Below are 21234 nucleotides of genomic sequence, written 5' to 3'. Positions count from 1 at the left end.
AGCCACAGACGTGACCACGCCTGCCACAGCCGCCAACCTTCTCCGAGTCGAGAAGGGCCACGCCGACCCCGAGGAGCTGGCCGCCATCACCGCGGTCCTCCTGGCCCGCGCGGCGGCCCAGCCCGCCGACGACGCCTCGACCTCCCGCCACGGCCGCTCCACGGCCGGCTGGCGCCGCCTGGAGCGCCAGTCGGGCTTCCGCCCCTCCCACTCCTGGCAGGGCTGACCCCCCGCACCGAAGGCCCCGTCTCCGACCGGAGACGGGGCCTTCGCCATGCCCGGGGCGGTGAGGCCGCCGCTTTGGGACGCCTGGCGGCGCTCCCCGGGCCCGTGCCGGTGCGGCCCTTTCCGCGGGCCCCGGGGCGCCCGCGTGGCCGTCTGGAGGGCGCGTGGGGACGCGGAAGGCCTCGCCCACCGGACCGGTGAGCGAGGCCTTCTCCGTACTGCCGAGGGGACGGCTACCGCAGGCGGGCCATCAGGGCGTGCTCGACCAGGGTGATGAGCGCGCTCTTGGCGTCGGCGCGGTGGCGGGCGTCCGTCGTGATGATCGGAGTGTCCGGGCCGATCTGGAGGGCCTCGCGGACCTCCTCCGGGTTGTACGGCTGGTGACCGTCGAATCCGTTCAGGGCGATGACGAACGGCAGGCCGCTGTTCTCGAAGTAGTCGACCGCGGGGAAGCAGTCGGCGAGGCGGCGGGTGTCGACGAGCACGACGGCGCCGATGGCGCCGCGGACCAGGTCGTCCCACATGAACCAGAAGCGGTCCTGACCGGGCGTACCGAAGAGGTACAGGATCAGGTCCTGGTCCAGGGTGATACGGCCGAAGTCCATCGCGACAGTCGTCGTCGTCTTGTCGCCGGTGTGCGTGAGGTCGTCGATGCCCGCGGACGCAGACGTCATCACGGCCTCGGTACGCAGCGGGTTGATCTCCGAGACGGCGCCGACGAACGTGGTCTTGCCCACGCCGAAGCCACCCGCCACCACGATCTTCGCGCTGGTGGTTGAACGGGCCGCGCCGCCGCTAGAGCTTGCGAAGTCCACTGAGCACCCTTTCGAGCAGTGTCACGTCTGGCTGACCGCCGGCGGCCTCGTCGCCGCCGGGCTGGTGGATGGCGACAAGTCCGGCCTCGGCCAGGTCGGCCACGAGGATCCGGGCAACGCCGAGGGGAATCGAGAGAAGCGCCGAGATCTCGGCCACCGACTTGATCTCGAAGCACAGCTGGCAGATCCGCTGGTGCTCGGGCAACTGCCCCTGCAGCCGTGACGGATCGGCCGTCGTACTGACCAGCGCCTCGATGGCGAGCTGGTAACGCGGCCGGGTCCGGCCGCCGGTCATGGCGTAGGGGCGCACGAGCGGGTTGTTGTTCCCGCCCTGCCTGCCCGCCGCGCCACGCGAACCGCCCGCGCCGCCCGCGTTCCGCTGGGCGGCGGGGCCGCCCATGGGTGCCTGCGGGGCCTGCGGGGCCTGATAGGGCTGCTGCATGCCCTGTCTGCTCGGGGCAGAGGGGAAGTTGAACCGGTTCTGCGCGGTTTCTCCCTGTGCGTGCGCGTCAAAACCGTTGTACGGGTGTCCGCCCGGGGGTGTCCCCACGTCTCCTCCTCCGACTGCCTCGCGGTCCATGTCCCTGTGGAGCCGCGCCACCGCACCTTACGGTGCGGTGGCGTGAAACGCACTGTCTGTCTGTTAGTTGAGAAGACTTCCCTGAAGTTCCGCCCGGAGGTCAGGCGTCAGAACACTGCCCGCGCGGTCGACGAGCAGAGCCATCTCGTAGCCCACGAGACCGATGTCGGCCTCCGGGTGCGCGAGTACGGCCAGCGAGGAGCCGTCCGAGATCGACATGATGAAGAGGAAGCCGCGCTCCATCTCCACGACGGTCTGGTTGACCGCACCGCCCTCGAAGATGCGGGACGCGCCCGCGGTCAGCGAGGTCAGTCCGGAGGCGACGGCCGCCAGCTGGTCGGCTCGGTCCCGGGGGAAACCCTCGGACATCGCCAGCAGGAGTCCGTCGGCGGAGACCACCACCGTGTGGGACACCCCGGGGGTGTTGTCCACGAAGTTGGTGATCAACCAGTTCAGATTCTGCGCCGCCTGGCTCATGCTCACACTAACGCTCCTGGTTGTAGGTACTGCCCGGGCCGAGGCCCGATCCGTTCGTGTCCGTTCCCGCGGTGCGACCCTGCTGCACACCACGGCGCAGGTTGCTCAACCTGCCCCGCACGTCCTCAGGAGCGCGGGAGACCTGGGGGCCGCCCTGCGGGGTCTGCTCCGCCGTGCCCTCGACCAGATTGGCCTTGGGGACCCGCTTCGGAAGACCGGAGGAGGTGACCCCGCCCGCCTTCGGGTCGCGGAGCTTCTCGGCCCGCTGCCAGCGCTCGTCGTTCGTCGAGCGCCACTCTTCGGAGCCTTCGGCTTGGTTCTGCTGCGCCGGCGCCGGTCGCTGGGCCGACTGCTGGGCCGTCCGCGTCGGCAGAGGCTGCTGCGCGGGCTGGGAGCCCTGCGGAGCGCTGCTGCCACGACGCGGCAGACCGGCGTCGGTCAGCGCGTGGCCGGCATCCGGGGTGGGGTTCGGAGTCGAACCCGGACGGTCGAAGCCTACGCGCTCGGGAGCCTCTTCGGGAGCGCCGGGGGCAGATTCCGATTGCGTTCCGTACGACTGTTCGTAGCCGCCCTGGTACGCGCCCTGATCCTGCCACTCGCCCTGCTGTGCCTGGGACTCGTAGCCGTTGTCGTACGCGACGTGGCCGTTGTCCTGACCCGGATAGCCGGATTCCGCATAGGACTGCTCGGGGTAGCCGGCAGCGGGCTGCGCATAGCCGTCGTAGCCCTGCTCCTGGTAGGCGTAGCCGTCGTGCGGGGCGGCCTGCTGCTGCCCGTACTCCGCGGCGTACTCCTGCCCGTACTGCTGGTCCTGCGCGTACTCCTGCTCGCGCTCGTGCTGGACGTAGCCCTGCTGCGAGGCGTCGATCTCGTCGCGGAACAGGGGACGCTCGCCGCCCTGAGCCTGCGACTCCAGAGCCGCCCTGCGCTCCTCGCGCATCAGCGAACGGTTCACCGGGTCGAGCTGGCGGTCGTCCGCCGGCTGCTCGTAACGGGAGTCGTCGAAGCCCAGCTCCGCCGCCGTCCGCATCTGCGGCTGCGCCGGCTCGAAGGCGTGCTGCTGCTGGGGGATGATCTGCGAGACCGTGAAGTCGTTCTCGGGGAGCTGCTCGCCACCACCACCGTGGGTGATCGCGTCGGGCAGCATGACGAGCGAGGTCGTACCGGCCTGCTCGCCCGAGGGACGGAGCTGGACACGGATGCCGTGCCGGTCGGCCAGCCGGCCGACCACGAAGAGGCCCATGCGCTGCGAGACGGCGGCGTCCACGGTCGGCGGGTTGGCCAGCTTGTGGTTGATGTCCGCGAAGTCCTCGGCGGTGAGGCCGATGCCCTTGTCGTGGATCTCGACCATCACGCGGCCGTCGGGCAGCCGGGTCGCGGTGACGCGGACCTTGGTCTGCGGGGAGGAGAACGTGGTGGCGTTCTCCAGGAGCTCGGCGAGCAGGTGCACGAGGTCGGTCACGGCCTGGCCGTGGATCTCCGCCTCGGGGACACCGGCCAGCTCGATGCGCTCGTACTGCTCCACCTCGGAGGAGGCGGCGCGCATCACGTCGACCAGCGGGACCGGCTGGTCCCAGCGGCGGCCCGGCTCCTCGCCGGCGAGGACCAGGAGGTTCTCGCCGTTGCGGCGCATACGGGTGGCCAGGTGGTCCAGGCGGAAGAGGTTCTCCAGCTGGTCCGGGTCGGCCTCGTTGTTCTCCAGGTCGGTGATGAGGGTCAGCTGGCCCTCGATCAGCGACTGGTTGCGGCGCGACAGGTTGGTGAAGATCGCGTTGACGTTGCCCCGCAGCATGGCCTGCTCGGCGGCGAGCCGGACGGCCTCGCGGTGGACCTGGTCGAAGGCGCGGGCGACCTCGCCGATCTCGTCCTGGGAGTCGATCGGGATCGGCTGGACACGGGTGTCCACGCGGCCCGGCTCGGTCCGGGAGAGCTGGTCGACGAGCATCGGCAGGCGCTGCTCGGCGATGGCGAAGGCGGCGGTGCGCAGCTCGCGCATCGAGCGGCTCATCTGGCGGGCCATCATCCCCGCGAGGATGAACGCGGCCAGGAGCGCGATGACGACGATGCCACCGGTGACCCACGCGTCGGTCTGGGCGTCGGCGGAGATGTCGGCGGCCTCGGTCACGGCCTTGTCGACGAGCTCCTTCTCGACCTCGGTGTAGCCGTCGAACTTGCCGGTGGCGACCGCCATCCAGGTCTCGGGCGTGATCCCCTTCTTCTGGAGGTCCTCGATCGCGTCGGCGTCCTTGGCGGAACCGATCTCCTTGGCCATGCCGGTGAAGACGGAGCCGTCGGGGCCCTTGGGCAGCGTGATGCCCGCCGCCTCCATCTTCTTGGCGCCCTCGGCGGCCTTGCCCGCCATGACTTCCTTCAGGCGGTCGACGTCCGCCTGGGTACCACCGGAGTTGTACTCGCCGAGGGCGATCTGCTCCAGGTAGTTGTACGAGTTGAACGCCACCGACTGCTGGGCGAAGACATCGCCCTTCTGGCTGGGGCGGACCAGGAGCTGGGTGCCGATCGAGCGCTGGAGCGACTCGGCGCCCTTGGCGAGCTGGACGGCGTAGAGCGTACGGCCGTAGGCGGTGACGTTGCCGGTGCCGAGCCCGAGCTCGTTGGAGAACTCCATCAGGTAGTGCTGGACGCCGGTGTATCCGAGCTGGGTGTTCACCGGGTCCAGGGCCCGCGTGTACGCGGCCTGGCGGAGCTTCTCCAGCTTGGGTATCTCGTCCTGGAACAGCCTCAGGCGGCGCTCGAGGCCCTCGCCCTCCGGCATGTCCTTGACGGCCTCGTCGAACTTGACCCTGGCGGCGTCGGTCGCGGCGTAGGCCTGGGCCACCTCGTCGCTCTTGCGGTCCTCGGCGGACTTCGCCGTCAGCAGGGGAGCGGCGGTCAGGTCACGCTCGTTGAGCAGCGCCTGGCTGTACTCCGAGGCGGCGCGCACGATGAGCGCCGTCTTCTCGGCGTTCTGCGCCTCCTGCCAGGTGTTGATCGCCCCGTTCACCTGGAAGCCGCCCATGACGAGGCCGACCAGCACGGGTACGAGCAGGATCGCGTTCAGCCTGGTCGGCACGCGCCAGTTGCGGGGGGACAGCTTGCTGGAGCTCCCCTTGCCGCTGGTGGCAGCGGGCGTCGCGGGCACCTCCGCGGGAGGCGCCACCGTACGCGCAGGCGGCGTGAAGTTGCCTCGCGCCTGCTGCTCCGCGGAGCTTTCCTTGCTTCGCCTCACTCGACCAACAACCTCTCGGCGTCGGCACCTACGTTGTGCCGGTGTTTCGTTCAGGGCCGTACTACTCGGGAGTTCATGAATTGCAGCACGTGAAGGGGGTCCCCTCCAAACGTCGCTGAGCTTCGGTTTTCGTCGTCTCAGGCCCCAGATAAAACGGGCATAAAGAACGAGCCCCGCCAAATGGCGGGGCTCATGTGAGCGCAGTGGTACCGATCGGATGCGTCGGGTGTCCGCCGCGGCACAATTCTCTGTCGAAACGTTATGAACACGGGGGCGGACCGTGGCAAAGGACACAGGCCGCCCCCCAAAAGGCGTACGACAACTTCCGTACGCGTTCTCCTACTTGAGTCGTGCCATCAATGCGTGCTCCACCAGCGTGATCAACGCGCTCTTGGCGTCGGCACGGTGACGGGCGTCGGTGGTGATGATCGGGGTGCCGGGGCCGATCTGGAGGGCCTCGCGGACCTCCTCGGGCGTGTACGGCTGGTGCCCCTCGAATCCGTTCAGCGCGACGACGAACGGCAGGCCGCTGTTCTCGAAGTAGTCGACGGCCGGGAAGCAGTCGGCGAGGCGGCGGGTGTCGACGAGCACAACGGCGCCGATGGCGCCGCGGACCAGGTCGTCCCACATGAACCAGAAGCGGTCCTGACCGGGCGTACCGAAGAGGTACAGGATCAGGTCCTGGTCCAGGGTGATGCGGCCGAAGTCCATGGCCACCGTGGTGGTGGTCTTGTCGCCGGTGTGCGTGAGGTCGTCGATGCCGGCCGAGGCCGAGGTCATCACGGCCTCGGTACGCAGCGGGTTGATCTCGGAGACGGCGCCGACGAACGTGGTCTTGCCCACGCCGAAGCCACCCGCCACCACGATCTTCGCACTGGTGGTCGACCGGGCCGCCTGAGGCGCGGAACCGCCGCTAGATCTTCCGAAGTCCACTGAGCACCCTTTCGAGCAGTGTCACGTCCGGCGTACCGCCGGCCTCTCCGTTGCCCGGCTGGTGGATGGCCACCATGCCCGCCTCGGCCAGGTCGGCGACGAGGATCCGGGCCACACCGAGCGGCATCGACAGGAGTGCCGAGACCTCCGCCACCGACTTGACCTCGCGGCAGAGGTGGCAGATGCGCTGGTGCTCGGGGAGCAGGGTGGCGAGGTGCGCCGGGTCGGCCGTGGTGCTGACCAGGGCCTCTATGGCGAGTTGGTACCGCGGCCGGGTCCGGCCGCCGGTCATCGCATAGGGCCGGACCAGCGGCTGGTCGCCCTCATGTCCGTACGACTCGTCGAGCGAGCCGCCGTACGGATCGTGAGAGGCGGGGGGCGGGGTCATGAATCCTCCGGGCGTGACGGCACGAGGTCATGCCGTTCGATGGGGCCGGTGGGGGGCCGGGTGGGGCGGCCGGACGGTTTCTTGATGCCCAGGGCGGCACGGAGGGGCGTGCCGCCCTGTCGATACATGTGCCGAAACGTGTCTAGTGCAGCAGGCTCCCCTGGAGCTCGGCACGGAGGTCCGGGGTGAGGACACTGCCGGCCCGGTCGACCAGCAGCGTCATCTCGTAGCCCACGAGGCCGATGTCGCACTCGGGGTGCGCGAGTACGGCCAGCGAGGAACCGTCGGAGACGGACATCAGGAAGAGGAAGCCGCGCTCCATCTCCACGACCGTCTGGGAGACGGGACCGCCCTCGAAGATCCGGGACGCGCCCGCGGTCAGCGAGGTCAGTCCCGAGGCGACCGCCGCGAGCTGGTCGGCGCGGTCGCGGGGGAAGCCTTCCGACATGGCAAGGAGCAGACCGTCGGCGGAGACCACCACCGTGTGGGACACCCCGGGGGTGTTGTCCACGAAGTTGGTGATCAACCAGTTCAGATTCTGCGCAGCCTGGCTCATCGCGCTCAACTAGTGCTCCTGCTGGGTGGTGGGGCCGACGTGGAAACTGCCGGTCGTGGAGTTGCCCGCCTGGCGGCCCTGCTGGATGCCGCGGCGCAGATTGGTGAGCCGGCCGCGGACGTCATCGGGTGCACGCGAGACCTGCGGGCCGGCCGTGTGGGCCTGCTCCTGCGCGGTCCCGGGTACGAGGTTGGCGCGGGGTACGCGCTTCGGCAGCCCGGAGGTGGTGATGCCGCCGGCCGCGGGCTTGCGGACCCGCTCGGCCTGGCGCACCAGCTCGTCGTTGGGCGAGGTCCGCCAGGAGGCGGGACCGGCCTGCTGCTGACCGCCGTTGCCGCCGGCCGGAGCGGCGGGGCGCCGCTGAGCCGGGGGAGCGGACGGGCCCTGCGGGGCCTGCCGGCCGTCCGGGCCCATGCCGTTGGAGCGCTGCTGGTCCTGGTTGCCCTGACCCTGGGCGCCCTGACCCGGGCCGCCCTGCTGCTGGCCGCCCTGGCTCTGGTGGAACCAGTTCGTCTCCAGCGTGTCGTACAGCGGGGTACGAGCGTCCGCGGAGGGGCCGGCCGGAGGCAGGGCCTCGGGCTGGCGGGGCTGCTGAAGCTGGGGCTGCTGGGGCTGCTGGGGCAGGTTCCCGCCCGGGCGGGGCGCACCGTAGTCGCCGCCGCCGCGCTGACGCGGGGCCGGAGCCTGGGGAGCCTGCTGCTGGTAGCCCTGCGGGGCCTGCTGCTGGGGCGCCTGCTGCTGACCGAAGTCCGGGCGCGGGAACTGGGCGGTGGACGCCGCGTCCTGCGGTCCGGCCTGGTAGCCCTGCGGGGCCTGCTGCTGGGGTGCCTGCTGCTGACCGAAGTCGGGGCGAGGGAACTGGCCCGTGGAGCCCGGTCCCTGAGGCGCCGACGGACGGGCGTACTGGCCCGTGTTCTCCGGCTCCTCGTGACCGCGCGGCGCGTCCAGCGGCGACATGTCCTGCTGCGGGTGGCGGACCGGCTGAGCCTGGTCGTTGCCCCAGCTCGCGGACTGCGGACGCTGCTGCTGCGGGTTGCCCCCGGGCAGCTCGCCACGCGAGAAACCGCCTTGGCCCTGCTGCTGACCCTGGCCCTGCTGCTGCCCCTGGGCCTGCTGCCCCTGGTTGCCCTGTCCCTGGTTGGGCTGTCCGCCCCAGACGTCCGTACGGGACGGGATGGCGCTCTGCGCGCCGCCGAAACCACCGGTGCCGAGGCCCGGCCGCTGCGGCTCCGCGGGGACCTGCGGCATCTGTGCCGTCGGCTGGCCCTGCTGCTGGGACTGCTGCTGCGCCTGGCCCTGCGGTGCGTTCTGGCGCGGAGCGCCGTCGCGACCCGGCAGCGCGGCCCGCGGACCGTTTCCGGCGCCGACCTGTCCGCGGGGGGCCGCACCGGCACCGATCCGGCCGGCGGAGGACGCCGACGGCGGACCGCCGAGGCCCGGACGGGCACCGGCACCGGCGCCACCGGCCGCGCCGGGACCGCCGGTCAGACGGCCACCGGGAGCGGACGGGCCCTGGGGCATCGCGCCCTGGCCCCCCGCACCCGGCTTGGGCGCCGGCTTCTTGCCGCCGTGGGCGACGTCGACCGGGAGCATGACGAGCGCGGTGGTGCCGCCGGAGTCCGACGGGCGGAGCTGGATACGGATGCCGTGTCGCAGGGACAGGCGGCCGACCACGAACAGACCCATGCGGCGGGAGACGGAGACGTCCACGGTGGGCGGCGACGCGAGCCGCTCGTTGATCGCGGCGAGGTCCTCGGGGGAGAGGCCGATGCCGGTGTCGTGGATCTCGACGAGCACCCGGCCGTCGGGCAGCGCGTGACCGGTGACGCGAACCTTCGTCTGCGGCGAGGAGAACGAGGTGGCGTTCTCCAGCAGCTCGGCGAGCAGGTGCACGAGGTCGTTGACGACGCGGCCGGCGACCTCGGTCGCCGGGACGGCTGCCAGTTCGATGCGCTCGTACTGCTCCACCTCGGAGGCGGCGGCACGGAGCACGTCGACCAGCGGGACCGGACGGGTCCACCGGCGGCCCGGCTCCTCACCGGCGAGGACGAGGAGGTTCTCACCGTTACGCCGCATGCGGGTCGCGAGGTGGTCGAGCTTGAAGAGCGAGGAGAGCTGGTCCGGGTCGGCCTCGCGGGACTCCAGCTCGGAGATGAGCGAGAGCTGACGCTGGATGAGACCCTGGGAGCGGCGCGAGAGGTTGGTGAACATCGCGTTGACGTTGCCCCGGAGGAGGGCCTGCTCGGCGGCGAGGCGGACCGCCTCGCGGTGCACGTCGTCGAAGGCCGCGGCCACCTGGCCGATCTCGTCCCGGGAGTGCACACCGACGGACTCGACCGAGGTGTCGACGTCCTGCGGGTCGGCCTCGGAGAGCTGCTTGACGAGCTCGGGCAGACGGTCCTGGGCGACCTTCGTGGCGGTGTCCTGCAGTCGCCGCAGCGACCGGATCATGGACCGGGCCACGACGAAGGCGCCGACGAGGGAGACGCCGAGGACGAGCAGGATCAGGGCACCGTTGATGATCGCTTCGCGCTGCGACTCCGCACGCAGCTCACGGGCCTTGGTCTCCATCTTGTCGAGGAGGTCGGCCTCGATCTTGTTCATGGCCGTGATCTTGGTGCCGTACTCGTCCGTGAAGTTGAGGTAACCACGCGGGGCGCGGCCGGCCAGCCCGGAGTCGTTGCTCAGCACCCGGTCCGCGTACTTGTCCGCGGCGTCGATGGACGGGTTGCCGGTGCTCAGCGAGCTGGTGAGCCCGTCGGCGTCACCGCCGGCCGACTCGAAGATGGTCTGGAACTGCTTGAGTTCCACCTTCTCGCCCTGCTGGGCGGCGTAGCCGTACAGGCGGTCACCGGGCTCCAGCTTGCCGGTCCGGCTGTCGTTCGCGGGGAGCGCCGAGGCGATGATCGCCTGCTGGACGGAGGCGTACTCCTTGGCGGACGAGAAGGCCGCGAGGGCACGGGTCCGCTTGATCATCTCGGGGTTGCTGGTCGCCTGCGCCATGTCCTGGGAGAGGCTGAGCAGGGAGCGGATGAGGCGGCTGTACGCCTCGACCGTCACCGAGCGCGCGACGCCGTCCTTGTACGCCTCCTGGCGGATGCCGCCGATCTGGACGACCTGGGACGCGATCTGGCTGACGTTCTGGCGGATGCTCTGCAGCGCCTCGTCGCCCTCGGTGGCCGGGATCTCCGAGGTGGCGTCCATGAACGCCTTCTGGGCCCGGTCGGTGTTCTTCCGCGGGTTGGCGACCTGGTAGTCGCTGGCCGACTTGCCGTTGGCCAGCGGGCCGGCGGACAGGTCACGCTCGGCCTGGAGGGCCTTGGCGAGGTCGGTCGCCTCTTCGGTCAGCTTCGTGAGCAGCTGCATGTGGTCGAGCTGCTCCATGTCCTGGAGCGACTCGCTGATACGGATGCCGCCGAGGCTGGTGGCCGCGACCACGGGGAGGGTCAGCAGGGCGACCAGACGCGTCGAGATGCGCCAGTTGCGGAGGGCTATTCGAGGTCCGACCTCGTTCTCGCCCCTGGGCTTCTTGGCGGCCGGGGCGGTGGACTCGGAAGCGGCGGCCGTCGAGCCGTCACCACCCGACGCACCCTGACCGGGGTTCTGGGCGTGCTGGGCCGAGGAACCGCGGTCGGTCCCGGCGCGAGGCTCCTGCTCCGCGGCAGCGTTGCTGCCATCCCTCTTGAATCGTCCCTGCACTAGCGTCGCAACCTCTGGACCAGGCGTCCTTCCGCATGAACGGATCGGACGGTGTCGGCGTCTCGGGACGCGAATGCGCCCCAGTGGTGGTCGTCGATGACCGGCGCAGTTCCCCCTTCCCCGCCGCTCACCCGGCGCTGCGTTGCGCCACCTGCGCGCCGGTTTGAAACCCGCGGCGGTGCGTGGAATTCCAGCACAGTGCCGGATCTCCAACAAGGGCCGCGTGTCGGCCACCGGACGGCATGACAACCCGTACCCATCATGTCACCCCACGTAGAAGATGATCATGGATGAATCGGATTTATTACCCCCAAAGGCTCATGGACTCCGTGTGTCCCAGTCGCCATGATCAGGAGCGGAATGAAGCATTCAGTGGGGAAATGTCCGGTTGCTTGACCCTGAAGTGAGGTCCGTAATGTCTGGATCGTCCCCGTCGTGGTGAGCAAACTCACACGTAGATCGATGTCTCCCCCATGCATTCGAAGGGAATTGCACGTTTAGCCTGACGCTTTACACGACCCCCCGTTCTGTAGAGGCCTTCCGCGATGACGATGAAGACGACGATGCTGCTCCGCTCCACGGCCAACCCCCGCCGCACCACGCTCGCCCACCTCGACGACGCCGAGCAGCTCGGCCGGGGTGTGCAGCCGGAGCACACGGTCGAGCTGCCCACCCAGACGGCCAACCCCCGCCGCACCGTCCTCATGAACGCCCCCGAGGCCGCGCTCCCCGCACAGTAATCCGCCGGAGGGCGTCCCTCGCCGCGTTAGCCTGGAGCGTCAGACTCCAGCCAGTACCAAGTGAGGGGCGACAGCACTCGTGCGCATCGCCAGATTCTCCATCGACGGCAATGTCGCCTTCGGCGCCGTCGAGGGCGAGGGAACCGTCGAGTCCGGCGGTCTCGTCCTCGACATCATCAAGGGCATCCCGTACACCGACTTCGAGCTGAGCGGCACGAAGGTCCCGCTCAGCAAGGTACGGCTCCTGCCGCCCGTGCTCCCCAACAAGGTCGTGGCCATCGGCCGCAACTACGCGGAGCACGCCGCCGAACTGGGCAACGAGGTGCCGGAGGTCCCCGTCGCCTTCTTCAAGCCGACCACCTCCGTGATCGGCCCCGGCGACGCCATCGAGTACCCCTCCTTCTCCGACGAACTGCACCACGAGGCCGAACTGGCCGTGGTCATCGGCCGTATGTGCCGCGAGGTTCCCCGCGAGCGGGTCAAGGACGTCGTCTTCGGCTACACCTGCGCCAACGACGTCACCGCGCGCGACGCACAGCAGCGCGAGAAGCAGTGGGCCCGGGCCAAGGGCTTCGACACCAGCTGCCCGCTCGGCCCCTGGGTCGAGACGGACCTCGACCCGAGCGACCTCACCATCCAGGCCACGGTCAACGGCGAACAGCGCCAGCTGGGTCGTACGAGTGACATGGTCCGCTCCATCGAGGACCTGGTCGTCCACATCACCGAGGCCATGACGCTGCTCCCGGGCGACGTCATCCTCACCGGCACCCCGGCCGGGGTCGGCCCCCTCAACGTCGGCGACGAGGTCGCCGTCACCATCGAAGGCATCGGCACTCTCACCAACAAGGTGATCAAGCGTGGCTAACGCGAACATCCGCGTACGTTTCTGTCCCTCGCCGACCGGCAACCCCCACGTGGGTCTGGTCCGCACCGCCCTCTTCAACTGGGCCTTCGCCCGGCACAACGAGGGCACCATGGTCTTCCGCATCGAGGACACCGACGCGGCGCGCGACTCCGAGGAGTCGTACGGGCAGCTGCTCGACTCGATGCGCTGGCTCGGTCTCGACTGGGACGAGGGCCCGGAGATCGGCGGCCCCCACGAGCCGTACCGCCAGTCGCAGCGGATGGACATCTACAAGGACGTCGCCCAGCGGCTGCTCGACGCCGGACACGCGTACCACTGCTTCTGCACCGCCGTGGAGCTGGAGGCCCGCCGTGACGCCGCCCGCCTGGCCGGCAAGCCCTCGGGCTACGACGGCACCTGCCGCAACCTGAGCGCCGAGCGCATCGAGCGCTACCGCGCCGAGGGCCGCGAATCGATCGTCCGCTTCAAGATGCCCGACGAGCCGATCACCTTCACCGACCTGGTCCGCGGCGAGCTCACCTTCACCCCGGACAACGTCCCGGACTACGGCATCGTGCGCGCCAACGGCGCCCCGCTGTACACCCTGGTCAACCCGGTCGACGACGCGCTGATGGAGATCACCCACGTCCTGCGCGGCGAGGACCTGCTCTCCTCCACCCCGCGCCAGATCGCGCTCTACAAGGCGCTGATCGAGCTGGGCGTCGCCAAGGAGATCCCCGCCTTCGGCCACCTGCCGTACGTGATGGGCGAGGGCAACAAGAAGCTCTCCAAGCGCGACCCGCAGGCCTCCCTCAACCTCTACCGGGAGCGGGGCTTCCTCCCCGAGGGCCTCCTGAACTACCTCTCGCTCCTGGGCTGGTCGTTCTCGGCGGACCAGGACATCTTCACGATCGAGCAGATGATCGAGAAGTTCGACATCGCCGACGTGAACGCCAACCCGGCGCGCTTCGACCTGAAGAAGGCCGAGTCGATCAACGCGGACCACATCCGCATGCTGGACGTGAAGGCCTTCGCGGCGGCCTGCGAGCCCTGGCTGACGGCGCCGCACGCCGACTGGGCACCCGAGGACTTCGACCGCGCCGCCTGGGAGGCCATCGCTCCGCACGCCCAGACCCGCCTCACGGTCCTCTCCGACATCACGGCCAACGTGGACTTCCTCTTCCTGCCCGAGCCGGTCTTCGACCAGCCCTCGTGGGACAAGGCCATGAAGGGCGAGCCGGCGGCCCTCCTGACCACCGCCCGCGGCAAGCTGGAGTCGGCCGACTGGAGCGACCCCGAGTCGCTCAAGAACGCCGTCCTGGCCGCCGGCGAGGAGCACGGCCTGAAGCTCGGCAAGGCCCAGGCCCCGGTCCGCGTCGCGGTCACGGGCCGCACCGTGGGTCTGCCGCTCTTCGAGTCCCTGGAGATCCTGGGCAAGGAGAAGACCCTCACCCGCATCGACGCGGCGCTGGCCAAGCTCGCCGCGTAGCGGTCGCAGAGACATCAGAAGGGGCGCCGGCCATATGGCCGGCGCCCCTTCGGCGTCGTGTCCCGCCGTCCTGTCCGCCGCTCACGCCGCGGGCAGGAAGGTGCGGCAGGGCCGTCTCCATCGTGGAGCGCAGCGGCTCCGGAAGACGGCACAGCCTGCATGCGGTCGTCATCGATCTCCCCCGGGCGACCGGTCGTACGTGTGGTCAGTGCGGCAGCGAGGCGGCGAGCCGCAGCCGGCTGTCCACCTGCTCCTTGGCGAGCGCCGGCGTCTCCGCGTGCTGCTCGATCAGCTGCTGCTGATAGGCCTTCGTGACCGCGTACCGCGCACCGACCAGGTCGACCTGCTGCGTGCACTCGTCCCTGGGCGTCCTGACGGTCGTGGTGGTCGCCGTCGTCCGTGACTGGACCCCGGTCATCCACCCGGTGACGGCGGCGGCCGCCCCGGCCATCGGCCTGGTGACGGGCGTCGGGGGCCTCCACCCGGCGTGGCGCGCGGCCAGGATCCAGCCTGCGGAGGCGCTGCGCCGCTGACCCCGGGCGGAACACCCCACACCGCGGCCGGCGCTGGAGTACGTTCGGGGCATGGCCATCCGCGCGGTCCTCTGGGACGTCGACGACACCATCTTCGACTACTCGCGCGCGGACCTGGCCGGCATGCGCGACCATCTCACGGCCGAGGGCCTGGTGGACGGATTCGACTCCGTCGACCAGGCCCTCCGCCGTTGGCAGGAGCTCACGGTCGTGCACTGGCGTCGCTTCGAGGCCGGCGGCGTGGACTTCCAGGAGCAGCGGCGCGAGCGGGTGCGGGCGTTCCTCGCGGTGCCCGGCCTGGTCGCCGTGGAGGCCGACGCCTGGTTCGAGCGGTATCTCGCGCACTACGAGGCGGCCTGGGAGCTCTTTCCCGACGCCGTCCCCGTGCTCGACCTGCTCGCGCGTGACTACCGTCACGCCGTCCTGTCGAACTCCTCGATCCACAACCAGGACCGCAAGCTGCGCGTGCTGGGCGTACGGGACCGCTTCGAGGCGGTCGTCTGCGCCGCGGAGCTCGGGGTCGCCAAACCGGCCGCGGAGGCCTTCCACGCCGCCTGCGCCGCCCTCCGGCTGGCCCCGGAGGAGGTGGCGTACGTCGGTGACCAGCCGGACATCGACGCCCTGGGCGCGGAAGGGGCGGGTCTGCGGGGCATCTGGCTGGACCGGGCCGGGACCGGCGGACGGCCCGAGCTGACCCGTATCACCGACCTCCACCAGCTCCCCGGACTGCTGCGCGGCGATACCCGTTTTGGAGCGCCGGACACCTTCGGGTAATGTTCTTCCTGCGCCGAGGGGAGCAAGCCGAAAGGCAGAAACCCCCGAAGCGCAACCTGAACAAGATCCCCCACGGCGGGGATCGCGTTTTGGTGGCCTATGGTGTAATTGGCAGCACGACTGATTCTGGTTCAGTTAGTCTAGGTTCGAGTCCTGGTAGGCCAGCTCGCAGAGCTCATCTGCACGTACGCGGATCTCATCCGCAAAGCCCCCGTTGTGTAGCGGCCTAGCACGCTGCCCTCTCACGGCAGTAGCGCCGGTTCGAATCCGGTCGGGGGTACAGATCCTTCCCGCGGGATCACCTGGGTCGCACCCGGTGAACCCGATGCAGGATCGCTAGGGCCCCCGTTGTGTAGCGGCCTAGCACGCCGCCCTCTCAAGGCGGTAGCGCCGGTTCGAATCCGGTCGGGGGTACTGGTCTAAACCACCATGGCCTATGGTGTAATTGGCAACACTACGGTTTCTGGTACCGTCATTCTAGGTTCGAGTCCTGGTAGGCCAGCTCGCAGAGCTCATCTGCACGTACGCGGATCTCATCCGCAAGGCCCCCGTTGTGTAGCGGCCTAGCACGCCGCCCTCTCAAGGCGGTAGCGCCGGTTCGAATCCGGTCGGGGGTACAGAACGAGGAAGCCCTTCCCTTCGGGGGAGGGCTTCCTCGTCGTTCCGGGCGTGAGGACACAACTCCGGCCCACCGCTGCGGCGTTGAAGCGGTGGGCCGGTCGTACGGGCAGGAAGGGGCGGAGCGCGTCAGCCGTTGCGGCGGAGCGCCTCGGAGAGGCGGGCGGCGGCGTCGATGACCGCCTGGGCGTGCATACGCCCCGGGTGGCGCGTCAGGCGCTCGATCGGCCCGGAGACCGACACGGCGGCCACCACGCGGTTCGAGGGGCCGCGTACGGGCGCGGAGACGGACGCGACGCCCGGCTCCCGCTCGCCGATCGACTGGGCCCACCCACGGCGCCGTACGCCCGAGAGGGCCGTCGCCGTGAAGCGGGCACCCTGGAGGCCGCGGTGGAGCCGCTCGGGCTCCTCCCAGGCCATCAGGATCTGTGCCGAGGAGCCGGCCTTCATCGTCAGCGTGGAGCCGACCGGGACGGTGTCCCGAAGGCCGGACAGCCGCTCGGCGGCCGCCACGCAGATGCGCATGTCGCCCTGGCGCCGGTAGAGCTGGGCGCTCTCGCCGGTGACATCGCGCAGATGCGTCAGTACCGGGCCGGCCGTGGCGAGCAGGCGGTCCTCACCGGCCGCGGCGGCGAGCTCCGCAAGGCGCGGTCCGAGGATGAACCGGCCCTGCATGTCTCGCGCCACCATCCGGTGGTGTTCCAGTGCCACGGCGAGGCGATGTGCCGTGGGTCTTGCGAGTCCCGTCGCCGCGACCAGACCTGCGAGGGTGGCCGGACCGGACTCCAGGGCGCTCAGGACAAGGGCTGCCTTGTCGAGAACACCCACGCCGCTAGAGTTGTCCATGCAACGATATTCACGTCTCACTCTGTGAAACGCAAGTTCAATTTTCCGGGGATCTTGCGACCCTGGTGAGGCGGCCGCACAACGGCTCGCGAAACGGGTCTCTAGTTGTGCCGACGTAGACGTCGGCCGGAGGGAAAGCGATGGGTAGGACACTCGCGGAGAAGGTCTGGGACGACCACGTCGTCCGGCGCGCCGAGGGCGAGCCCGACCTCCTCTTCATCGATCTGCACCTGCTGCACGAGGTGACCAGCCCCCAGGCGTTCGACGGCCTGCGTCAGAACGGCCGGCAGGTGCGGCGCCTCGACCTCACCATCGCCACCGAGGACCACAACACCCCGACCCTCGACATCGACAAGCCCATCGCCGATCCGGTCTCGCGCGCCCAGTTGGAGACGCTGCGGAAGAACTGCGCCGAGTTCGGCGTACGGCTGCACCCGCTGGGCGACGTCGAGCAGGGCGTCGTCCACGTCGTGGGCCCGCAGCTGGGCCTGACCCAGCCCGGCACCACCGTGGTCTGCGGCGACTCCCACACCTCCACTCACGGCGCCTTCGGCGCGCTGGCCTTCGGTATCGGCACCAGTCAGGTCGAGCACGTCCTGGCCACCCAGACGCTGCCGCTGGCCCGCCCCAAGACCATGGCGATCACGGTCGACGGCGAGCTGCCCGAGGACGTCACCGCCAAGGACCTGATCCTGGCGATCATCGCCAAGATCGGCACCGGCGGCGGTCAGGGCTACGTCCTGGAGTACCGCGGCTCCGCCGTCGAGAAGCTCTCGATGGAAGCCCGGATGACCATCTGCAACATGTCGATCGAGGCCGGCGCCCGCGCGGGCATGATCGCCCCGGACGAGACCACCTTCGCGTACCTGAAGGGCCGCGCCCACGCCCCCGAGGGCGAGGACTGGGACGCCGCCGTCGCGTACTGGAAGACCCTGAAGACCGACGAGGACGCGGTCTTCGACGCCGAGGTCGTCATCGACGCCGCCTCCCTGGCGCCGTTCGTCACCTGGGGAACCAACCCCGGCCAGGGCGCGCCGCTTTCGGCGAACATCCCCGACCCGGCTTCGTACGAAGACGCTTCGGAGCGCCTGGCCGCCGAAAAGGCCCTGGAGTACATGGGGTTGACCGCCGGGCAGCCGCTGCGGGACATCAAGGTCGACACCGTCTTCGTAGGCTCGTGCACCAACGGCCGCATCGAGGACCTGCGCAACGCCGCCGCCCTGCTGGAGGGGCGCAAGGTCGCCGACGGCGTCCGGATGCTGGTCGTCCCCGGCTCGGTGCGCGTCGCCCTGCAGGCCGTCGAGGAGGGCCTGGACAAGGTCTTCAAGGAGTCCGGCGCCGAATGGCGGCACGCGGGCTGCTCCATGTGCCTGGGCATGAACCCCGACCAACTGGCGCCCGGTGAGCGCTCCGCGTCCACCTCCAACCGCAACTTCGAGGGCCGGCAGGGCAAGGGCGGACGCACCCACCTGGTCTCGCCCCAGGTCGCCGCCGCCACCGCCGTACTGGGCCACCTGGCCTCCCCGGCCGATCTGTCCGACGTCGCTACGCCCGCGGGGGTCTGAGGAACCATGGAAGCTTTCACCACGCACACCGGCCGGGCCGTCCCGCTGCGCCGCAGCAACGTCGACACCGACCAGATCATCCCCGCGCACTGGCTCAAGAAGGTCACCCGCGACGGCTTCGAGGACGGGCTGTTCGAGGCCTGGCGCAAGGACCCCGAGTTCGTGCTCAACCGCCCCGAGCGGCAGGGTGCCTCGGTCCTGGTGGCCGGCCCCGACTTCGGTACCGGCTCCTCCCGTGAGCACGCCGTCTGGGCGCTGCAGAACTACGGCTTCAAGACCGTCATCTCCTCCCGCTTCGCCGACATCTTCCGCGGCAACTCGCTGAAGAACGGTCTGCTGACGGTCGTCCTCGACCAGTCCACCGTGGACGCCCTCTGGGAGCTGACGGAGGCCGACCCGACGGCCGAAATCACTGTTGACTTGGAGCGCCGCAAGGTGCTGGCGGCCGGGATCGACGCCGACTTCGAGCTCGACGAGAACGCCCGCTGGCGTCTCCTGAACGGTCTGGACGACATCAGCCTCACCCTTCAGAACGAAGCCGACATCGCCGCCTACGAGGCGTCAAGGCCGGCCTTCAAGCCCCGTACAATTACGGCCTGAGCAGCGCTTTTCCACGACTGCGCCCCCCACCGTCCGGTGGGGGGCGCAGTCGCTTGTTGAGACCCTGTCGGGCGACAACTCGCCCTAGATGGCACAATCGGTGCATGGAACGCGACAGCCAACTCGAGCTCTACGAGGTAGTCGCCGCCCGATTGAAGGAAGCGCACACAAGAGTGCGCTCACTGCAAGTCCCGGAGGGCGTAAGGATGGCGCTGTCCCGGAAGCTGCTGGTCGTCACGGCAGCGGCGAAGCACGATCTCGCGGACGCGGCAACGCGTCTCGACCGGTTGATGAAGGACCTCGACGAGGGCCGATTCCCTGAAGACGACTGACACCAGGAACTCCGCAACGGGACTTCCGCGTTGCGGCACTAGGGTGATTAGCCCGTTTCGTGTTTGATTTGCGGTATATACATGCCTAACGTGCGAAAAAGCTTGAACACTTTCGTTCTGGCAATGTCTCCGAAGGGGAAGACGTGAACAAGGCGCAGCTCGTAGAAGCGATTGCCGACAAGATGGGCGGTCGCCAGCAGGCGGCCGACGCCGTCGACCACGTGCTCGACGCCATCGTGCGTGCCGTGGTCTCCGGAGACCGTGTCTCGGTCACCGGCTTCGGCTCGTTCGAGAAGGTCGACCGTCCGGCCCGGTACGCCCGCAACCCGCAGACGGGTGAGCGCGTGCGGGTCAAGAAGACCTCGGTTCCGCGCTTCCGTGCGGGTCAGGGCTTCAAGGACCTGGTCAGCGGCTCGAAGAAGCTCCCCAAGGGCGGCGAGGTCGCGGTCAAGAAGGCGCCCAAGGGCAGCCTGATGGGCGGCGCCTCGGCGACCGTCAAGAAGGCGGCGGCCAAGAAGGCCACCACCGCCAAGAAGGCGGCCGCGAAGAAGGCCACCACCGCCAAGAAGGCGGCCGTCAAGAAGACCACCGCGGCGGCCAAGAAGACGACGGCGGCGGCCAAGAAGACCAGCGCCGCGGCCAAGAAGACGACCACCTCGGCGGCGAAGAAGGCGACCCCGGCGAAGAAGACCACCACCGCCGCGGCCAAGAAGACCACCGCGAAGAAGACCGCGCCGGCGAAGAAGGCCACGGCGAAGAAGGCGCCCGCCAAGAAGACGACGGCGCGCAAGACCACCGCCAAGAAGACCGCCGCGAAGAAGTAGAAGTAAGCGGCACAAGGGTCGAAGGCCACTCACACGCCGGGCCGGGCTCCCCTCGGGGAGCCCGGCCCGCGGCGCGTCCGCACGCTCTTCGGCTCGCGGCCGCCGCCCTGTTCGGCCCAGTGGGGCCGGACCGGCCGCTCAGAGGGTCTGCAGCGTCACCAGCGTGATCCGCAGCCCCGCGCCGCTCGCGCCGGGCTCCGTCTCGATCCGCACCCGCTGCCCCGGACGCAGGAGCAGCAGCCCGCCCGCGTCGAAGGCCTCGGCCCCGAAGTCCACCGGGGTGCCGTCGTCGAGCAGCACACTGCCGCTGCGGGTCTCGGGGTCGTACGTGTACGCGGTCGCCTGCATGGGCCGCAGCCTATCCGGCCGCGCGATCACCGGCCGCACGGTCCCAGCGGGCGGCCGTCCGCGGACCGATCCCCAACGCCAGCGCGGCCGCCAGATCCTCGCCGGTGTCCACGTCCCGGCGTACGGAATCCACCCCGGCCAGTCTGATTTCCACCGCCCCCGACGACAAATGCCTGAGCCGCGAAGCGCCTCCGAATGCAGGTGCCAATTCCACCCCGGGGCCCGCCGAGAGGAATGTCGTACCTATTTCGGCGGCGTCCGCGAGAAATGTCCGGGGGAATTCACAGGCAGCTTCGAGGACCCGGGCGAGTTCCTCCGGCCGCAGCGCGGGCAGGTCCGCGTTGAGCGCCGCCACGCGCGCGTGGGGCCGGGCGTCCCGTACCGTCCGCGCCCCGTGCGCCAGCGCCGCGTTGAGCCCGGCGGCCGGGGAGTCGGGCACGATGCGCGCCCCGAGCGCCGCCAGCGCCACCGCGGCGGCCTGATCGTCCGTGACGACCGCCACATCCCGCACCCGCCCGCATTCCAGCGCCGCGGCCACCGTGTCCTGCGCGAACGCCAGCGCGAGCCGTGGACGCAAGCCGCTCCCGGCGGTCGCGGCGAGCCTGCTCTTCGCCCGCGCAAGGGGCTTCAGGGGTACGACCAGGGACCAGCCGTCGTCCGGATCGATGTTCATCGCGGCCCATTGTGACCCGGCACCACGCCCCCGCGTCCGACGAGCCGGAGAGCCCGGCGCCCGGCGCCCGCGCGATCTCGGGGCGTACGGTGTTCTCGACAGACCAGGAGCATGGGGCGACACTTGGCCCCCTGCACGCCAGTCCCAGA

At 70.0% G+C, this 21234-nt stretch carries 21 protein-coding genes and 5 tRNA genes; 14 read left to right on the top strand and 12 right to left on the bottom strand.

The window, feature by feature from the left end; all coding sequences use genetic code 11:
* Nucleotides 1-10 precede the first annotated feature (10 nt).
* The gene (locus tag ACF1G2_RS12760) at nucleotides 11-226 is read left to right on the top strand and encodes an acyl-CoA carboxylase subunit epsilon (protein WP_391798278.1); all 216 of its coding nucleotides are present in this window, start codon (nucleotides 11-13) and stop codon (nucleotides 224-226) included.
* A 232-nt stretch (nucleotides 227-458) separates the two neighbouring features.
* On the opposite strand, the gene ACF1G2_RS12755 is transcribed toward ACF1G2_RS12760, so the two are convergent.
* The 8 genes from ACF1G2_RS12755 to ACF1G2_RS12720 form a co-directional block, all read right to left on the bottom strand.
* Complete coding sequence (locus tag ACF1G2_RS12755; protein ID WP_050791473.1) at nucleotides 459-1040, bottom strand: ATP/GTP-binding protein; 582 nt, start codon at nucleotides 1038-1040, stop codon at nucleotides 459-461.
* Nucleotides 1021-1590, bottom strand: a complete 570-nt coding sequence (locus ACF1G2_RS12750) for a DUF742 domain-containing protein (RefSeq protein ID WP_391798277.1) — start codon at nucleotides 1588-1590, stop codon at nucleotides 1021-1023. The genes ACF1G2_RS12755 and ACF1G2_RS12750 overlap by 20 nt, the downstream gene beginning before the upstream one ends.
* Before the next feature lie 93 nt (nucleotides 1591-1683).
* Entirely contained in the window at nucleotides 1684-2097 is a 414-nt protein-coding gene (locus ACF1G2_RS12745) for a roadblock/LC7 domain-containing protein (RefSeq protein WP_005311461.1), read from the bottom strand.
* Nucleotides 2098-2104: 7 nt separating this feature from the next.
* Nucleotides 2105-5323, bottom strand: coding sequence for a nitrate- and nitrite sensing domain-containing protein (locus ACF1G2_RS12740; protein ID WP_391798276.1), 3219 nt, complete (start codon nucleotides 5321-5323; stop codon nucleotides 2105-2107).
* Nucleotides 5324-5662: 339 nt separating this feature from the next.
* The gene (locus tag ACF1G2_RS12735) at nucleotides 5663-6256 is read right to left on the bottom strand and encodes an ATP/GTP-binding protein (RefSeq protein ID WP_352190351.1); all 594 of its coding nucleotides are present in this window, start codon (nucleotides 6254-6256) and stop codon (nucleotides 5663-5665) included.
* On the bottom strand, nucleotides 6237-6644 hold the full coding sequence (locus ACF1G2_RS12730; protein ID WP_260227791.1) for a DUF742 domain-containing protein: 408 nt from the start codon (nucleotides 6642-6644) through the stop codon (nucleotides 6237-6239). The genes ACF1G2_RS12735 and ACF1G2_RS12730 overlap by 20 nt, the downstream gene beginning before the upstream one ends.
* A gap of 142 nt (nucleotides 6645-6786) precedes the next feature.
* Nucleotides 6787-7200: a roadblock/LC7 domain-containing protein gene (locus tag ACF1G2_RS12725; RefSeq protein ID WP_352190359.1), complete on the bottom strand. Its 414-nt coding sequence runs from the start codon at nucleotides 7198-7200 to the stop codon at nucleotides 6787-6789.
* A gap of 9 nt (nucleotides 7201-7209) precedes the next feature.
* On the bottom strand, nucleotides 7210-10899 hold the full coding sequence (locus ACF1G2_RS12720) for a nitrate- and nitrite sensing domain-containing protein (protein ID WP_391798275.1): 3690 nt from the start codon (nucleotides 10897-10899) through the stop codon (nucleotides 7210-7212).
* 551 nt (nucleotides 10900-11450) lie between these two features.
* On the opposite strand from ACF1G2_RS12720, the gene ACF1G2_RS12715 reads away from it, so the two are divergent.
* The 3 genes from ACF1G2_RS12715 to gltX all read left to right on the top strand — a co-directional run bounded on the left by ACF1G2_RS12715 (nucleotide 11451) and on the right by gltX (nucleotide 13972).
* Nucleotides 11451-11639, top strand: a complete 189-nt coding sequence (locus ACF1G2_RS12715; protein ID WP_391798564.1) for a hypothetical protein — start codon at nucleotides 11451-11453, stop codon at nucleotides 11637-11639.
* Nucleotides 11640-11718: 79 nt separating this feature from the next.
* Complete coding sequence (locus ACF1G2_RS12710; protein ID WP_391798274.1) at nucleotides 11719-12504, top strand: fumarylacetoacetate hydrolase family protein; 786 nt, start codon at nucleotides 11719-11721, stop codon at nucleotides 12502-12504.
* Complete coding sequence (gene gltX / locus ACF1G2_RS12705; protein WP_391798273.1) at nucleotides 12497-13972, top strand: glutamate--tRNA ligase; 1476 nt, start codon at nucleotides 12497-12499, stop codon at nucleotides 13970-13972. Before ACF1G2_RS12710 ends, gltX begins: the two co-directional genes overlap by 8 nt.
* 205 nt (nucleotides 13973-14177) lie before the next feature.
* Here the strand turns inward: gltX and ACF1G2_RS12700 are convergent, their stop codons facing one another.
* Nucleotides 14178-14564 carry a hypothetical protein gene (locus tag ACF1G2_RS12700; protein ID WP_391798272.1) on the bottom strand — a complete coding sequence of 129 codons (387 nt, stop codon included), beginning with the start codon at nucleotides 14562-14564 and terminating at the stop codon, nucleotides 14178-14180.
* Between ACF1G2_RS12700 and ACF1G2_RS12695 the strand changes: the two genes are divergently transcribed.
* The 6 genes from ACF1G2_RS12695 to ACF1G2_RS12670 all read left to right on the top strand — a co-directional run bounded on the left by ACF1G2_RS12695 (nucleotide 14557) and on the right by ACF1G2_RS12670 (nucleotide 15896).
* Nucleotides 14557-15279 carry an HAD family hydrolase gene (locus ACF1G2_RS12695; RefSeq protein ID WP_391798271.1) on the top strand — a complete coding sequence of 241 codons (723 nt, stop codon included), beginning with the start codon at nucleotides 14557-14559 and terminating at the stop codon, nucleotides 15277-15279. The genes ACF1G2_RS12700 and ACF1G2_RS12695 overlap by 8 nt on opposite strands.
* Before the next feature lie 93 nt (nucleotides 15280-15372).
* A tRNA-Gln gene (locus ACF1G2_RS12690) sits at nucleotides 15373-15444 on the top strand.
* A 42-nt stretch (nucleotides 15445-15486) separates the two neighbouring features.
* Nucleotides 15487-15559: transfer RNA gene (locus tag ACF1G2_RS12685), tRNA-Glu, on the top strand.
* A 61-nt stretch (nucleotides 15560-15620) separates the two neighbouring features.
* Nucleotides 15621-15693: transfer RNA gene (locus tag ACF1G2_RS12680), tRNA-Glu, on the top strand.
* 16 nt (nucleotides 15694-15709) lie between these two features.
* Nucleotides 15710-15781: transfer RNA gene (locus ACF1G2_RS12675), tRNA-Gln, on the top strand.
* Nucleotides 15782-15823: 42 nt separating this feature from the next.
* A tRNA-Glu gene (locus tag ACF1G2_RS12670) sits at nucleotides 15824-15896 on the top strand.
* A 130-nt stretch (nucleotides 15897-16026) separates the two neighbouring features.
* On the opposite strand, the gene ndgR is transcribed toward ACF1G2_RS12670, so the two are convergent.
* Nucleotides 16027-16743 (bottom strand): IclR family transcriptional regulator NdgR, encoded by a 717-nt coding sequence (gene ndgR, locus ACF1G2_RS12665; protein ID WP_005311436.1) that lies wholly within the window; start codon nucleotides 16741-16743, stop codon nucleotides 16027-16029.
* 140 nt (nucleotides 16744-16883) lie between these two features.
* Here ndgR and leuC point away from each other — a divergent pair, with 140 nt between their 5' ends.
* From leuC to ACF1G2_RS12645, 4 genes are all read left to right on the top strand, one after another.
* Nucleotides 16884-18308, top strand: a complete 1425-nt coding sequence (gene leuC / locus ACF1G2_RS12660; protein ID WP_391798270.1) for a 3-isopropylmalate dehydratase large subunit — start codon at nucleotides 16884-16886, stop codon at nucleotides 18306-18308.
* Between the two features lie 6 nt (nucleotides 18309-18314).
* Nucleotides 18315-18908 carry a 3-isopropylmalate dehydratase small subunit gene (leuD, locus tag ACF1G2_RS12655; RefSeq protein WP_391798269.1) on the top strand — a complete coding sequence of 198 codons (594 nt, stop codon included), beginning with the start codon at nucleotides 18315-18317 and terminating at the stop codon, nucleotides 18906-18908.
* A gap of 104 nt (nucleotides 18909-19012) precedes the next feature.
* Nucleotides 19013-19240, top strand: coding sequence for a hypothetical protein (locus tag ACF1G2_RS12650; protein ID WP_391798268.1), 228 nt, complete (start codon nucleotides 19013-19015; stop codon nucleotides 19238-19240).
* 143 nt (nucleotides 19241-19383) lie between these two features.
* A complete protein-coding gene (locus ACF1G2_RS12645; protein ID WP_391798267.1) occupies nucleotides 19384-20064 on the top strand; it encodes an HU family DNA-binding protein in 681 nt (226 codons plus the stop codon).
* A 138-nt stretch (nucleotides 20065-20202) separates the two neighbouring features.
* Here ACF1G2_RS12645 and ACF1G2_RS12640 read toward each other — a convergent pair whose 3' ends face one another.
* Together ACF1G2_RS12640 and cofC are read right to left on the bottom strand one after the other, a co-directional pair.
* Nucleotides 20203-20412 (bottom strand): hypothetical protein, encoded by a 210-nt coding sequence (locus tag ACF1G2_RS12640; protein ID WP_391798266.1) that lies wholly within the window; start codon nucleotides 20410-20412, stop codon nucleotides 20203-20205.
* A gap of 10 nt (nucleotides 20413-20422) precedes the next feature.
* Nucleotides 20423-21085, bottom strand: a complete 663-nt coding sequence (gene cofC, locus ACF1G2_RS12635) for a 2-phospho-L-lactate guanylyltransferase (RefSeq protein WP_391798265.1) — start codon at nucleotides 21083-21085, stop codon at nucleotides 20423-20425.
* Nucleotides 21086-21234 lie beyond the last annotated feature (149 nt).

It is taken from the genome of Streptomyces sp. NPDC013457 (assembly GCF_043089925.1).
In the GTDB taxonomy this organism is placed as follows: Bacteria; Actinomycetota; Actinomycetes; order Streptomycetales; family Streptomycetaceae; genus Streptomyces.
Note: the sequence above shows the minus strand (reverse complement) of the source record. Positions and strands in the feature narration are given on the sequence as shown.